Consider the following 15,344-nt stretch of genomic DNA (forward strand, 5'->3'; position numbering starts at 1 on the left):
TATATATATACTATCGAGGTCGATTGTAAGATATAACATAGAGGAGCGACCTCGAAAAATAACGGGTTTGTTGCTGGATGCTATACCATAGGTTTACGCTGTTCCCCATAAAAAAAAAAAAAAAACACCGTTCAAAGTGAACGGTGTAAGCAATTGAACAATATTGAAAACTCCATTGCATAAATAGAACAAAATAGTCTTCCTCTTTCCTCACTATCGTTATGAAAGATTCATGTACCTACTTTGTCGATTTTTATCATTTAAAGTAGATAAGTAGTTAATAAAAATGATATGCCGTTTCAAGGACATACCATACAAGGTGAGTTTTTGGCTTAAAACTGCATGCATTTCCCTCAATATTTTTTTATGATCCTGATTTTCACCCATAAAAAAGACAACCAAAAAATATTTAACGATAGGATTTTATATTATCCTAATTTTCAATTATCTCAATGGTCATTTAACCAGTTTTCATTCTTGTAGTTTCTTTTCTTTATTCCAGTAGTCATATATAGCTTCTTTCAATATCCCATTTAGATTTTTTCCTTGCTTCGCTAACCATTCCGTCTGATCTATCGGTAATAGTAGTTTAAGGTTTATTCTTTCATTTGGCATTTCCACTTTTCTTATTTCTTTCAGAGTAATGCCCTCTTCAACATTCGGGAAGGATGTTTCATTCTCATGTACTATCTGGAAATCTTCATAGCCTTCTAGATCATATATCTCACAATATAGGTTAAGCTGGGGCAATCCTTCCCCCACTAAACCACGCAGATGCATAATCGCACTGATTTCTTTACCATCTTCCAATTTTATTTCGATAATTAAATTTTCGTTATTGCCGAATTTTTTTAACACTATTTCACTCACTATTATATCCAATTCCAATGTATACCTTGAATCTGTCTCGAATATATATATAGCACTATTAAACATAAAAACACTTTCGCCATCTATTTTTACTGACTTAACCTTGCGCATACACACTCCACTTTCAAGTATTATTCTCCATGAATTAAATGACGGTTATCATGATGATAAAGAAAATCTATAATTTAAAGTGATGCTCACTGTATTACCTATTCAACCATCAACCGTGATTCCAGATACTTATCCAACTTCTTTTTTACACGTTGAAGTGCATTATCTATTGTCTTTACTTGAACATTCAATTCTAGTGAAATTTCCAAGTAGGTCTGTCCGCCCATATACAAGCCCACGACTGTACTTTCCAGGTCACTAAGGAGTTCCGTTAATTTCAGTTCAATTTCACTGAATTCTTCTAATCCTATTAAAATGGCAACCGGATCCATCTGCTTTTGCTCAGGAACGACATCAATAAGAGCTTGCTCCGATTCCCCTTGGTAAATAGGTCTAAACAGTGAAACATAGGTATTCAAAGGAGAATGCTTTTGTCTAGTGGCCGCTTTGACAGCAGTGATAATTTGTCTAGTAATGCAAAGTTCAGCAAATGACTTAAAGGAAGCCGAATTTTTGCAATCTCGATAATCCCGGATAGCCTTATACAGTCCAATCATGCCTTCTTGAAAAACATCTTCCTTATCTCCACCCGTTAGAAAATACTTCATTGCTTTAGTTTTGACAAGACCTTTATACTTCGTAATTAATTGATTCAGTGCCTCATCATCACCATCTTGAAATTTGCCTATCAATATTGCATCTTCCATTTGTGTAGGGTTTTCTACTTTTTCCTTATCGAGGATCATACTCATTTTTATTCCTCCACTCACTTAGTTGAGCACCAAATAACTACAAGGTTGCGTTTTAGCTTCAAAATATTGGTAGAGCCTTATAATATTATAGTATCTCAGCTACATAATTAAAGATACCCTTAAATACCGACATTTTCCAACATTATTATATATTACCAATAAATAAATAGGAATATTGAATTATAAATTGGTCCATTTTATAAAGGTATTTATTCACAGGGTAATAGAATATTAGAAAGAGACATAACCTGGATTAAGATGTGTGGTTATATTGGGCTATCAAGAGGTATAAAAAAAGACCTCGAAATAGTATCGAGGTCCCTTTTGTCCATAATTTAGATTCTATTTGAATTCCTTTTTACTGGATTCTTCCACGTAATCGGTTGGTTCACCCCAGCATTCAACATTTTTCAATCCCTTAATGTTACTTACATGGAAAACGGGATTCTTGCCATCTTTCTTTTGCTTTTGATAATCAGCAAGTGCGGCGAAAGCTATTTTCCCTAGCAAGGCTATGGCTATCAGGTTTATGATGGCCATTGATCCCATCAACAAATCTGCTAGATTCCATACAAACTCGAGCGAAGCCATTGATCCGAATATGACCATTCCAACGACTGCTGCACGATAAATATTTATCCAAACTTTCTTTTCATTAATAAAACTGATATTGGATTCTCCATAATAGTAGTTTCCAACAATCGAACTAAACGCAAATAATAGGACAATAATGGCAAGAAAAATCCCAGCCCAAGATCCTAAACTCTCGCTAAGAGCATTCTGCGTAAGAACAATTCCATCCGTTTCCTTTGATGAATATAGGCCGGAAAACAAGATGATAAAGGCCGTCGAGCTACATATGATGAGCGTATCAACAAAAACGCCTAGTGACTGGATTAGACCTTGTTTTACCGGATGGGTGACATCTGCTGTAGCACCCGCATTAGGTGCGCTCCCCATTCCAGCCTCATTTGAGAACAAGCCACGCTTGATTCCGTTCATCATGGCTGCACCCAGTGCACCACTAGCAATCTCCCTTAATCCATCGAATGCACTTTCAAAGATTAAAGCAAGAACACTAGGTAACTCGGTTATATTTAATATGATGACAACTAAAGCTACTAACACATAAGCTCCTGCCATGATTGGCACGATGACTTCAGACACTTTAGCAACCATCTTAATTCCGCCAAAAATGATAACAGCCGTTATGATAGCCAAAATAAGTGCAGTAATCCATTTATCGACCCCAAAAGATGCTTGGAATGCGCTTGTAATCGTATTGGCCTGTACAGAATTGAAAGCAAGTCCAAAAGTCAATGAAATCAAAACAGCAAACGTGATACCCATCCAACGTGCATTTAATGCTTTTTCCATATAATATGCTGGACCACCACGGAATGCTTCTCCGTCTTTGACCTTGTAAATTTGAGCAAGTGTACTTTCAATGAAAGCAGAAGCAGATCCGATCAATGCGATTAACCACATCCAGAAAACTGCTCCCGGACCACCAGTTGTTATGGCTATAGCCACACCTGCCAGATTCCCCGTTCCTACCCGGGAAGCCGTGCTGATACAAAAGGCCTGAAACGATGATACACCTTTCTTATCTGCTGTAGCACCTTCTCCTAATAACCTAATCATTTCTTTCACCATTCTAAATTGTACGAATTTAGTCCGAAAAGAAAAATAAATGCCCATTCCAATTAATAATATAATCAGTATAGATGACCATAATAAATCATTTGTTTCAGTAATAAACTTTTCTACTATCTCCATTTTTAAACGAACCCACCTCTAATTATTTCAATACAATACCTTTAGAGTTCCCGCTTTTACAAAATAGTAAACACTTAAGAATAAAAATGACTCCGTATATTGTATGTAATTATACTATTTTAATATTATTGAAGGAGGTTATTAGTTTTTTGGAATATTAAAGAATTAAAGATTTCGTCTACACTTTCCATTCGAAGTCACTTACCTTACCCTAAAAAAGCCCTGGAGACAATGCTCCAGGGCAACATTCATGATTCATCGATACTCTTCCAACCATACTATTTTTATTTCTTCTTAGAGAACCGGGGAAAACCTATTAAAATGGCTATGATTCCTGAAATCCCGATCAAGACTGGATAGAAAGAATAGGGTAGGATACTGATAGGAGAGATGTGTGCAACACCGGCAGCTAAAAGTAGTTGTGCCCCGTATGGCAATAATCCTTGAATACTACAAGCGAAAACATCGAGCAAGCTGGCAGATTTCCGGGGATCAATTTCATACTTTTCGGCAATGTTTTTTGCGAGTGGACCAGCAATGATGATGGATATGGTATTATTTGCCGTTGAAAGATTCGTTAAAGCAACCAATCCCGCGATGCTGAACTCTGCACTTTTTTTTGATTTGCTCTTTCTCGTCACGAGGTTCAGTAGATAATCGATGCCACCGTTATGTTTGATAACCGAAACCATGCCTGCAATCAAGATTGCTAAGAAGGAGATTTCATACATCCCAGCCATTCCATCTCCTGCTTTTTGAATAACCTCCATTGCATGATAACTACCATCCGCTAAACCGATGATTCCAGCAAAGACAATGCCGATAGAGAGAACCAAGAATACATTGATTCCCGCTAATGCTGCCACTAGAACACAAAGGTAAGGTAGAATTTTGACCCAACTGTAGGCTTCTCCAGAGATTGTAGCTTGTTCACCCATTGTCAGAAAACCAAGGATAACACATGTAATTATCGCAGCAGGTAAAACAATAAAAAAGTTCACTTTGAATTTGTCTTTCATTTTCGTTCCCTGTGTACGTACAGCTGCTATAGTCGTATCCGAAATGAAAGAAAGATTATCACCGAACATGGCGCCACCAATGACCGCAGCCATGGAAAGGGCAACTGAAATATCGGTTTGTCCACTAATTCCTACTCCAATTGGTGCTAAAGCTACTATCGTTCCCATACTTGTCCCCATAGATAATGAGATAAAACAGGCGATAATAAATAACCCCACCATTAATAGATTTTGCGGAACGATCGAAAGTGCTAGATTCACCGTAGACGCTACGGCTCCCATCCCATTTGCCACTTCCGAAAAAGCCCCAGCCAATAGGAATATGACAACCATCAACATAATATTTGAATCCCCGGCACCTTTACAAAAGATTTCTACTTTGTGATTGAATGATTCCTTTCGATTCATTGCCAGTGCCGCAGCAGATGCAATGGCAATGGCAACAATCACTGGAAATGTGTAAAAATCTTTTGTAATAACACCTGAACCTATAAATAATATCAAAAAAACGATAAACGGCGTTAAAGCCCATGGATTCCCTTTATTGTCTAAACTCATGATGTACACCTCTTTATTATTTTTGCATGGTAATGGATACTCTTTTTGGACTCTCTAAATTTTCCGGCATCCCTTCATTTTAATATGGGCTTGATTATAAAATCAGTAACATACCATCAAGAACAGATTCCTATCCTATGAGTACAAAAAGACCTCTTCCGTTTTATTACAAGAAGAGGTCTTTTAATCTATAAACACTCCTCTTATCTTTCAGGTCGATCGCCTGCTGGATTTGGCACAGCACTCTAAATAAGTCTGCTGCCGAGACATCTTCGGGCCAGTCCCTCAGTCTCTCTTGATAAGAAGTAAGAAATATTCATTTTTTCAAAGCAAATATAAGAGTACAGCATTTTAAGAGTTTTCGCAAGGTAAAGTATTAAAGATTTTTATAAACTTATTGAATGCATTAGTTTTTAGTCTTCGGGGCGTAAAGGTAGCTAGTGTGAAAGCACATGACACTTCACTCTTCTACACTGATGGGTACTACTTTCCCATCTTCTACCGCTCCTACAACGACTTTTGCTGCGAATCCACCATTTTCGTCAATCGAAGGTATATTATAAATTTTCTGTTCAGGTGCCGTATTTGTCAGCCCATCCTGCATATGTTCACGGATGGCTTTCACATCATCGACTGTTCCTGCCGCTTTCATTGCCTCCACAAAGGCATACATAGCAATGTAATTCAACCCCACTTCAGAACTAGCATCTTCCTTATAAATTTTTTTATATTTATCAATGAATGCCGGTGCTGCTTCTTCATTGGAGTTGATAAGCGGAAGAACACCTATCGAACCTTCCAATGTTTCGTATGAACCGGCAATAGGCTTCATTTGATCCAGTTTCGCCTGGTCCATAATAATGAAACCGCCTTTAAAACCTAGTTCTCTTGCTTGTTTTGCAACCTTGGCCGTAGGCTCTGACGCCCCACCGATGAAAAGGACATCAGGCTTTTCTTTTAGAGCATTTGTAACAGTCGTGAAGAAATCCGTTTCTTTAGAAAAATCAATTGAGGCATTATAGACGACTTTACCACCTTGTTTTTCCCAATGAGGAAGTAGGTTTTCCGCCCAGTCTTTCCCGTACTGGGAAGATGGTGGCAATGCCGCAATCTTTTTGCCGAAGTTTTCCATTGCATACGTAGAAAACGGTTCAATATACCCTTCATAATTTGGCGGGATCCTCACTGTTAATGAATTTCCGCTTTCCGTGATAGCTGGTTCACTCGAATAGGCACCGATGATGAAATTCTCTTTTTCGTTAAAAACCTGTAGGGCGAGTATCCCTCCGCTATGAGGAGTGAAAATAATCGGAGTTTTATATTCCTGGATTAAACGTTTAGCATTTGAACCCGTTTCATTCGGTAAGTACTTATCATCCAACGAAACCAGGTTGAGCGTATATTTTTCCCCTTCCACTTCGAATCCACCGGCATCGTTTATTTCATTTACAGCCATCTCCATACCATTTAACGTTCGTTTTCCATATAAGGCTGCTGCTCCACTCAAAGGGCCGCTAAAACCGATATTGACAACATTCTTCCCTTTACTGGCCTTTCCTCCCCCACTTGATGCAGGGCTGTCTCCCTTGTTACACCCCACTAGTGCCGTTAGGACGAGTAATAGCATTACAAAGAATACACTCAACTTTTTCATAAAAATCCCCCATTCATTTTTAAACTCTTATGCTCCGATATAGGCTTTCCGTACTTCATCGTTAGACAATAATTCTTTTGCGGTCCCTTCAACGACAATTTCCCCATTTTCAAAAACATATCCTTTATCTGCAATGCTAAGAGCAGCATTCGCATTCTGTTCGGCTAGTAGAACGGTTATTCCTTCCCGGTTTATTTCTTCGATGACTTGGAACATCTGTTCAACAATCAAAGGAGCGAGGCCCACAGAAGGTTCATCTAGCATCAAAAGCTTCGGTTTAGACATCAAAGCCCTGCCAATGGCCAGCATCTGTTGTTGTCCACCACTCAGGCTTCCGGCTTCATCATGGAGTTTTTCTTTTAAAATAGGAAATAAATGATAGACATTTTCCAACGAGGACTTGATTTCCATCTTTTTTTTTCGATGTACGTAAGCTCCCATCTTCAAGTTTTCCTGGACAGTCATCTGAGGAAACAGTTTCCGCCCTTCTGCACATTGCACGATTCCAGCTTGGACATTCTTATCCGGAGCCCTACCTCCGATAGCCAGTTCCTCAAAATGAATTTCACCCTGAGCCAGCTTGCTTATGCCGCTGATAGAACGGAATGTCGTGCTTTTACCTGCTCCATTCGCCCCCAATAGAACGACAATTTCTCCCTTTTCCACTTCAATATTCACTTGCTTAATCGCAGTGAAGCTCCCATAACATACAGTAACATCAGTTAACTTAAGCACTAGCACTACCTCCTAAATAGGCTTTAATAACCGCCTCATTCCCCCTGATTTCTTTTGGAGTGCCCTCAGCAATTTTTTCCCCGTAATTCAGGACCATGATATGGTCAGCTAAGTTCATGATCATATGCATCTTGTGCTCGATCAAGCAAATCGTGAAGCCTGACTGATTTAACTCCTTGATCAGTTCTGTAAGCCCTTCTGTTTCATCAGGGTTTATGCCGGCAGCCGGTTCATCAAGAAAGATGATTTCCGGATCCGTCGCAAGGGCAAGGGCAATCGCCGTCCTCTTCTTTTCCTCTTGAGAAATACTCGAGACCATCTTATTTGCCGCATCCATTAAGCCGACAATTCTCAAAACTTCCATCGCTTTATCACGACAGGTCTTTTCCTCCCGTTTTAACCTCTTCGTCCTTAGGATAGCATCTACCAAATTCGATTTAGTGCGAAGCCTATGTCCGACAATCACGTTATCCAAGATGGTGGATTGTTCAAAAAGACTAGTCGTTTGGAATGTTCTTGCTATGCCAAGTCCCGCTATTTCATTGGCAGGAAGCTTCGTGATGTCTTTCCCTTTGAAGAGGACTGCTCCAGAACTTGGACGATGGAAGCCGCTGATCAAGTTGAAAAACGTAGACTTCCCGGCTCCATTAGGCCCGATAATCGCATTGATCTTTCCTTTTTCAATGGTGAAATCCACATTTTTTACAGCTGCCAATCCCCCGAAACTCTTTGTTAAATTCTTCGTTTCGATAAACATCTTCATCCCTCCTCCGCATTAACCGGAACGTCCTTACTCATAATCAGTTGTTTCTTATCTCTTCGTTTAATTTTCCAATCAAAGAATGCACCCGAAATACCGCGTGGATAGAAAATGATGATCAACGTAAGTAAAGGTCCAAAGATCAACATTCGATACTCTTGGAGAAATTGTAGATTCTGGGATAGTATGACGAGAAGCAAAGTTCCAACCAAAGGTCCCGATAGAGTTCCTATTCCGCCGACCAGTAGATACATCAACAAGTCGAACATTATGGCCGTAGACCCGATATCCGGTCCGATAAACCGCACGAATGAAGCATATAAGGCACCTGCCAAGCCTGCAAAAAATGTAGAAAGAACAAATGCGGTCAACTTATTCTTCATCGTGGATATGCCTATCGTTTGGGCAAGTTCCTCACTATTCCTGATGGCCATATAGGTTCTCCCTGTCAACGAATGAACAATACGATACATGACCAAAATGACGCCAAGTAGGAAAATGAGCACCAAATAATATTGTGAAGCGGCCGTCTCGAAAGTGATGGGTCCGATATTTCCAGGGGCCGGAATCCCAATCAAGCCTCTAACTCCTTCTGTAAGACCTTCCCATTTATCGATGACCAGGTAGATGATATATCCGACGCATAAAGTATAAATTGCGAAAAAGTGTTCTTTTGTTCTCAATGCTATTAAGCCGACCAAAAAACCAAGCGCCCCTGAAATTAGGCAAGACAAGACCAGTGCCAACCAAAAGTTCATTCCCGCTTTTACCGTCAATAACCCCAATGAGTACGCCCCAATGGCAAAGTATCCAGCATGGGCAAGCGAAAGATAGCCCGTATAGCCCGCTAACAGATTAATTCCATATACCGCGATTGCCCAGATGAAAGACAACGTTAACATATGAACGTAATAGTCATTCTGCGCGATGATTGGAAATAAGAAGGCCAGGATGATCAAAATTAAGATGACATTTCGTTTTGATAAGATATTCAAACTACCTCTCCCCCTTTGCGAAAAGACCCGTCGGTTTGACCGTTAAGATGACTACTAAAAGGAAGAAGGCTATGATATCCTTATAATCATTGGATATATAGGTTGCGCCAAGGCTTTCACTGAATCCAAGAATATATCCACCAACGATTGCACCTGGAACGCTTCCCATCCCTCCTAGGATGATAATCACGAAAGCCTTTAATATCACTAAATGACCCATGCCTGGAAAAACTAGATTGATGGGAGATGCAAGGGAGGAAGCAATGGCGGCTAGCCCCCCAGAAATCATGAAGGTCAGCATGGCAACTTTATTGATGTTAATCCCGACTAGCGAAGCCCCTTCACGACTTTGGGACATCGCGATGATCGTGGAACCTGTATACGTCTTCTTTAAGAACAGATAGAGAACCGACATGACCACGATTGCCGCCACAATAATCAACAAACGTTGCATCGTGAACGTCAAGCCCATGATATTGACTACTTGTCCATAAGGAGATTGCATGGTTTGAAAATCAGCTCCCCAGACAAATTGTGCAAAGGCTTCAAGAAAAAGTAAAATTCCAATGGCTGCAATTTTATCATGCAACGGTGGAGCATCCCTTAACAAACGGAATACGAATCTTTCCAATAAAACCCCAAGAAGGCCCACGACAATAACGGACACGAACATAGCAATCCAGTAATTCAGCCCAGATAACGTCATCATCGACAACGTGACATACCCTCCTATCATATAGAGAGCACCATGGGCAAAGTTAGGGATATGAAGAATCCCATAAACCAATGTCAACCCAAGGGCAACTAGGCTATATACGCTTCCGATCGTTAAACCATTAAACAATTGCTGAACTAAAATCTCCATTTCCTGCCTCCCTTATCCCAATGAATTGTTCGTAGGTAATCCTTTACTTTAATACAACACCCCTAACCATAAGGAACTCTTCTCCATGACCCTATCGAATTGTTAATGCCAACCTTTTTGTTAGCGCTTTCATTATTTCATCGCGTAATCCATCGAAAGGCTACCCGCTTCTTCTGTAACCTCGTTTCGACCCATTTTTCCGTAATCTTTATCTACTTTTTAAGTTGTCTGCGTCCCATTTTATGATTTCATGAATACTATCTTCATATCTGTCAACTGAATAACGCTGTGCAATCGTCGGAAACGTTCCACAGTCACCTCACATTCCCCATAAATCATTTGTAAAGCATTTCCTTAATAACAATGCAAGTACTATGCCATCTTGAAAAAGCCATACTAAGTCACTTTACGAAATAAGAATGATTCACTTTTGATTCAAATAATTGAATCCACATGGCATGACCATCATTCACTTTTGACTGAATGAACCACTTTTGAATTAGAATGGATTGTCTTTGCAAAAATAGATTTTATCCAGATGACTACTAGGGAAGAAATGAAAAGGGGCATTCCCCTTACGGAAATCCCCCTTTGCTTACCTATTCTTTTCACTGACTCTCAAGCCATATTTTTTTAGTTTCCTGACAATAGTAGCCTGGCTTGAATCAAGAGCTTCAGCAATTTCATATGTGGTCTGATAAGTTTGCGCTGCTTTTGTCAATATTTCTTTTTCAGCTCCCTCCACCGCTTCCTTTAGAGACTGAGAATCACGAGAGTTGGTTTGGCTCATGTTTTCTTGCTGATATTCTACAGGCAAGTCGCTTACCGAGATGACGGAACCATTCGTTAACACGACCAGTCTTTCCACTATATTAATCAGTTCTCGGACATTTCCCGGCCAATCATAATGAAAAAAATAATCTTTTAACGCTGAATCTAACTTTTTGGTCAATTTATATTGGTTGTTGGCCTTGGTTAAAAATAAATCAGACAATGCGAGGATATCTTCTCTTCTTTCCCTAAGAGGTGGAATCACAATGGGGATGACATTCAGGCGATAATATAAATCTTCGCGAAATTCTCCCGCTTTGACCATATCCAATAGATTTCGATTTGTGGCCGCGATAATACGAACATCGAATTTCTTCGGTTTCGTTCCTCCGATTCTTTGTATTTCCCTTTCCTGAAGAACACGAAGTAATTTTACCTGAAGCTGAAGTGGGAGTTCACCGACTTCATCCAAAAATAATATTCCGTTATCAGCTATTTCGAACATCCCCGGTTTCCCCTTGTGATTAGCCCCGGTAAACGCTCCCCCCTCATAGCCAAACAGTTCAGACTCCAATAAATCGGCAGGAATCGCCCCACAGTTTATCTTAACGAAATCCCCTTTTTTTGAACGGATGCTCCCGTTAAAGATATTGCGGGCCAATACGTCCTTTCCCACACCCGTTTCCCCTAATATAAGGACTGTCGCGTCAATGTCTGAAATCCTTTCAGCAATTTCGTAAATCTTCCTCATCTTTTCACTAACAAAAACGACTCCATCTTGATTTGTAATCTTTCTTAGCTTTTCGATTTCCTGCTTATACTGATTGTTCAATTCATTCACTTTCGTCAATTCATGCATCAGTTCATTCAAATCGGATAAATCACGTATATTCGTAACGATCTGTTCAATCTCCCCTTCACCATTAAACACCGGGCTTCCCGTGATCAGCGTCTCTTTTCCGGCGAAGTTATCCTGTACGACTGATACAGTCCTCCTCTGCTTTACCACTTTATGTGTAACCGAGGCATTCAGTATTCCACGCTTAATCAACTGATTTACTGATTTGCCGATATAATACTCTTTAGGAATCCCCGTAATTCTCTCAATAGCCGGGTTTGTATATATTGTCACTCCATCAGGATCGGTGATATAAATGCCATCATAGGAATTCTCAATGATGGCATCCAATGCTCGGTTCATTTTTTTGGTTTCCCCGAATTCTTCCATTACATCATCGACATATGAAGTTTGACCCCCTACATATAAATGCTCGCCTTTTTCCAATTGCATCACTGAGATAAATACATATCGATTGGTGCCATGGTATGCTGTTGCCAGCCTATTATTATCAAAAAATATCCATCTATCAAATAAATCTGAAAGGGTATTTCTATTCTGCATCTGTTCCTTAAAATATTGGCTCCATTCTTTAATCTTGCCTTCATCATCAAGGATAATGGCAGGAAATGGCCATTCTTTGATCCATTTGATCTGGGAATCCTGTTTCAGTTGATTCAATACATTCACCACCGCAAAAGAATTCTTTCTAATTCAATTCTCGATATCTTTCGAATCCCCTTTAATAATGTCGAAATTCCAATAAAAAATAGTGATGAAATAACTTCATCACTACCTATCATTCAATATACTTTGAATATGACCTCCCCACTGATTGTTTCCTTGCCTACTTGATTGACGGCAACTACAACAAAATGGTACGTATCTTCATTTTTCTCTTTTAAATAGGCTTGAAGCGTGATGACATCATCTAGAAAAACCATACTCTTGAATCGTATTTTATACTCTTCAATAAATCCGATGTCATAAGAATCACTGAATAACTTTGCAAGGTTTCCCATCGTCCACATTCCATGGGCAATGATTCCAGGTAGACCGGCCTTTTTAGCTTCTTCATCAATGGTATGAATGGGATTGAAGTCACCGGAAGCACCAGCGTATTTAATGAGATCTAGGCGTGAAACAGGATCCAACTTTATCGATTGTACAGAATCTCCAGGATTCAATTCTTTTAACAAACTCATCGGCTCCCCACCGACTTTCTTACCGTATCATTGATGATGACCAATTGATCGGCAGTAAATACTATCTCACCATTTGCATCGGTTCCATAATTTTTTAATGCTAGAAACCCCAAATCCCCCTGTTTTCCACTCTTCTCATAATAATCCTTCACTTCTGTATAACACGTGATTTCTTCCCCTACCAGAAGGGGCCGCTTATAATGATAAATCTGCTCGCCGTGAATTAACCCTTTAGCAGGGAGGTTCAACCCTTCAATCACTCCATAATCAAAGACCCGTGGGAATGTAGGAGGGGCAATATTCGTGCCGTACCTTGATTGTTTTCCTATCTCTTCATCAATGAAAATAGGATGCAAGTCACCGATTGCTTCCGCGAATTTTTTCACGGCCCCACGTTCGACTGAATTTTTGACCGGTTTGGAACGTTTTTCGATACAATCTTTAAACATATCATCCCCACCTAATCAGTTAATTTTTTGGACCACCTGCAACGTAAAGAACTTGACCATTAACAAAGGAAGAAGCTTCATCAGCAAAAAAAGCAACAGCATTTGCGATATCACTTGGCTTCCCGCTTCTAGCAACTGGAATCTTCTTCACACTTCCCTCAACGAACTGCTCAAAACTGACCCCCACACGACGTGCAGTTTCTTTCGTCATCTCCGTTTCAATGAATCCAGGGGCTACCGAATTAGCTGTGATTCCATATTTACCGAGCTCAATCGCTAACGTTTTCGTTAACCCTTGCAGCCCCGCCTTTGCAGCTGCATAATTCGATTGTCCTCGATTGCCGAGAGCCGAAGTGGACGAAATATTGATGATTCTTCCATATTTTCTTTCAACCATGTATTTCTGAGCAGCACGGACTGAATTGAACGTACCCTTCAAATGTACATCCATGACTGTCTGCCAATCCGAATCGGTCATTTTGAATATTAGGTTATCGCGAATGACCCCCGCGTTATTGACAAGGATATCAAGTGAACCGAATGTTTCCGCTATTTCCTTGACAGCAGTTTCCACCTCTTCTGCCTCGACTACATTTGCCACTTTTGTATAAATGGTATAGCCTTGGTCACGTAGTTCATTTCCCGCTACATTCAGGACCTCTTCATTAATATCGATGATTCCTACCTTTGCTCCTTCACTTGCTAGTAGTTCAACGATTGCCCTTCCAATCCCCCTGCTTCCACCAGTTACTAATGCTGTTTTTCCTAAAAATCTTCCTGTCATGTTTGTTCCTCCTCATCTATTATAAAAATTGTCCTAGTTTAACATGTCCTTTAATTAAGTTCCTTGAAATGATCATACGCTGAATTTCATCTGTACCATCGTATATTCTCCAGAGCCTTGCTTCACGGTACCAACGCTCAATAGGCAGTTCTTTTGTATAACCCATGCCACCATGGATTTGCAAAACACGATCGACGACTCGATTCCCCATATTCGAGCCATAAAGTTTAGCCATCGAGGCTAGATGACGATTGTCTTCTCCATTATCAAGTGTGAAAGCTGCATTTAAGACTAACCACCTTGCCGCTTCAATTTCAACAGCAGAGTCTGCAATCTGCCATTGAATGGCCTGACGTTCCGCAATAGGCTTCCCGAAAGTTACCCGCTCCTTTGCATAGTCGATGGCCATTTGGAGTAATCGTTCAGCTGAACCCACTGCCCTTGCCCCAACAATCCATCTTGCAAAACCTATCCACTCGAGACCCAATTTGTAGCCACCATGTATTTCCCCTAATATATTCTCCTCAGGTACCCGTACATTGTCGAACACTAAACCGGCAGGTCCCCATTCGCCCATCGTATTGATATATTCTGATTTCCATCCCATGTCCCGATCCACGATGAAACAGGTGACGCCTTCCGTCCCCGTTGCCTGGTGACGTTCTTTGTCCGTAACCGCAATGACCATGACAAAATCTGCATCATTTCCACCGGTGATGAACGTTTTTTCGCCATTCAGCACCCACTCGTCTCCATCCTTAATGGCCGTCATTTTTATGTTGCGTGTATCGGATCCAGCCCCTGGTTCCGTCATCGCAAAACAAGACTTCTTCTCCCCATTGATCGTTGGAATCAGATATTTCTTCTTCTGTTCTTCATTTCCATAATACAGAATATTATCAGCTGATCCACCGAAACTGAAAGGAACGAATGTCTTCGAAACTTCCATCAGCACGATGGCCATCATCATTTGCCCTAAATCAGCCCCACCATATTCTTCAGGTGTATTAACTCCCCAAAACCCCGCCTTTTTTGCTTTTTCCTGTAATTCCTGTAATGTCTCTGCAGGTAAACTGGGCTTTCCGGCTATTTCATTCCGGAGCACTTCATTTTCCAGTGGAATCAGTTCATTTTCGACAAACTTACGAATCGTTTTTTGCACCATTCTTTGTTCATCCGATAAACGTAAATCCATTACA

Annotated in this window: 14 protein-coding genes and 1 riboswitch; all 14 genes read right to left on the reverse strand. The window is 40.2% G+C overall.

Annotated features, from left to right (window positions below; translation table 11 throughout):
- Positions 1-471: 471 nt before the first annotated feature.
- Positions 472-981, reverse strand: coding sequence for a hypothetical protein (locus ACIQXU_RS11760; RefSeq protein WP_402989477.1), 510 nt, complete (start codon positions 979-981; stop codon positions 472-474).
- 98 nt (positions 982-1,079) lie between these two features.
- A complete protein-coding gene (gene sigH / locus ACIQXU_RS11765; protein ID WP_402989480.1) occupies positions 1,080-1,733 on the reverse strand; it encodes an RNA polymerase sporulation sigma factor SigH in 654 nt (217 codons plus the stop codon).
- Positions 1,734-2,075: 342 nt separating this feature from the next.
- Positions 2,076-3,512 carry an alanine/glycine:cation symporter family protein gene (locus ACIQXU_RS11770; RefSeq protein WP_402989483.1) on the reverse strand — a complete coding sequence of 479 codons (1,437 nt, stop codon included), beginning with the start codon at positions 3,510-3,512 and terminating at the stop codon, positions 2,076-2,078.
- Positions 3,513-3,796: 284 nt separating this feature from the next.
- Positions 3,797-5,089, reverse strand: coding sequence for a Na+/H+ antiporter NhaC family protein (locus ACIQXU_RS11775; RefSeq protein ID WP_402989486.1), 1,293 nt, complete (start codon positions 5,087-5,089; stop codon positions 3,797-3,799).
- 200 nt (positions 5,090-5,289) lie between these two features.
- A riboswitch (SAM riboswitch) is annotated at positions 5,290-5,394 on the reverse strand.
- 155 nt (positions 5,395-5,549) lie between these two features.
- Positions 5,550-6,743, reverse strand: a complete 1,194-nt coding sequence (locus ACIQXU_RS11780; protein WP_402989489.1) for an ABC transporter substrate-binding protein — start codon at positions 6,741-6,743, stop codon at positions 5,550-5,552.
- A 27-nt stretch (positions 6,744-6,770) separates the two neighbouring features.
- On the reverse strand, positions 6,771-7,478 hold the full coding sequence (locus ACIQXU_RS11785) for an ABC transporter ATP-binding protein (RefSeq protein ID WP_402959114.1): 708 nt from the start codon (positions 7,476-7,478) through the stop codon (positions 6,771-6,773).
- Positions 7,471-8,235 carry an ABC transporter ATP-binding protein gene (locus tag ACIQXU_RS11790; RefSeq protein WP_402989492.1) on the reverse strand — a complete coding sequence of 255 codons (765 nt, stop codon included), beginning with the start codon at positions 8,233-8,235 and terminating at the stop codon, positions 7,471-7,473. The genes ACIQXU_RS11785 and ACIQXU_RS11790 overlap by 8 nt, the downstream gene beginning before the upstream one ends.
- Positions 8,236-8,237: 2 nt before the next feature.
- Complete coding sequence (locus ACIQXU_RS11795) at positions 8,238-9,233, reverse strand: branched-chain amino acid ABC transporter permease (RefSeq protein WP_402872698.1); 996 nt, start codon at positions 9,231-9,233, stop codon at positions 8,238-8,240.
- Position 9,234: 1 nt separating this feature from the next.
- Positions 9,235-10,098: a branched-chain amino acid ABC transporter permease gene (locus ACIQXU_RS11800; protein WP_402959118.1), complete on the reverse strand. Its 864-nt coding sequence runs from the start codon at positions 10,096-10,098 to the stop codon at positions 9,235-9,237.
- 595 nt (positions 10,099-10,693) lie between these two features.
- The gene (locus ACIQXU_RS11805; RefSeq protein ID WP_402989495.1) at positions 10,694-12,388 is read right to left on the reverse strand and encodes a sigma-54 interaction domain-containing protein; all 1,695 of its coding nucleotides are present in this window, start codon (positions 12,386-12,388) and stop codon (positions 10,694-10,696) included.
- 122 nt (positions 12,389-12,510) lie between these two features.
- Complete coding sequence (locus ACIQXU_RS11810; RefSeq protein WP_402989497.1) at positions 12,511-12,912, reverse strand: MaoC/PaaZ C-terminal domain-containing protein; 402 nt, start codon at positions 12,910-12,912, stop codon at positions 12,511-12,513.
- The gene (locus tag ACIQXU_RS11815; RefSeq protein WP_402872688.1) at positions 12,909-13,361 is read right to left on the reverse strand and encodes a MaoC family dehydratase N-terminal domain-containing protein; all 453 of its coding nucleotides are present in this window, start codon (positions 13,359-13,361) and stop codon (positions 12,909-12,911) included. Before ACIQXU_RS11815 ends, ACIQXU_RS11810 begins: the two co-directional genes overlap by 4 nt.
- Positions 13,362-13,380: 19 nt before the next feature.
- Positions 13,381-14,145: an SDR family oxidoreductase gene (locus ACIQXU_RS11820; protein ID WP_402872686.1), complete on the reverse strand. Its 765-nt coding sequence runs from the start codon at positions 14,143-14,145 to the stop codon at positions 13,381-13,383.
- A gap of 19 nt (positions 14,146-14,164) precedes the next feature.
- Positions 14,165-15,340, reverse strand: coding sequence for an acyl-CoA dehydrogenase family protein (locus tag ACIQXU_RS11825; protein WP_402872684.1), 1,176 nt, complete (start codon positions 15,338-15,340; stop codon positions 14,165-14,167).
- Positions 15,341-15,344: the final 4 nt, after the last annotated feature.

This window comes from Peribacillus sp. NPDC097284 (genome assembly GCF_044761765.1).
In the GTDB taxonomy this organism is placed as follows: domain Bacteria; phylum Bacillota; class Bacilli; order Bacillales; family DSM-1321; genus Peribacillus.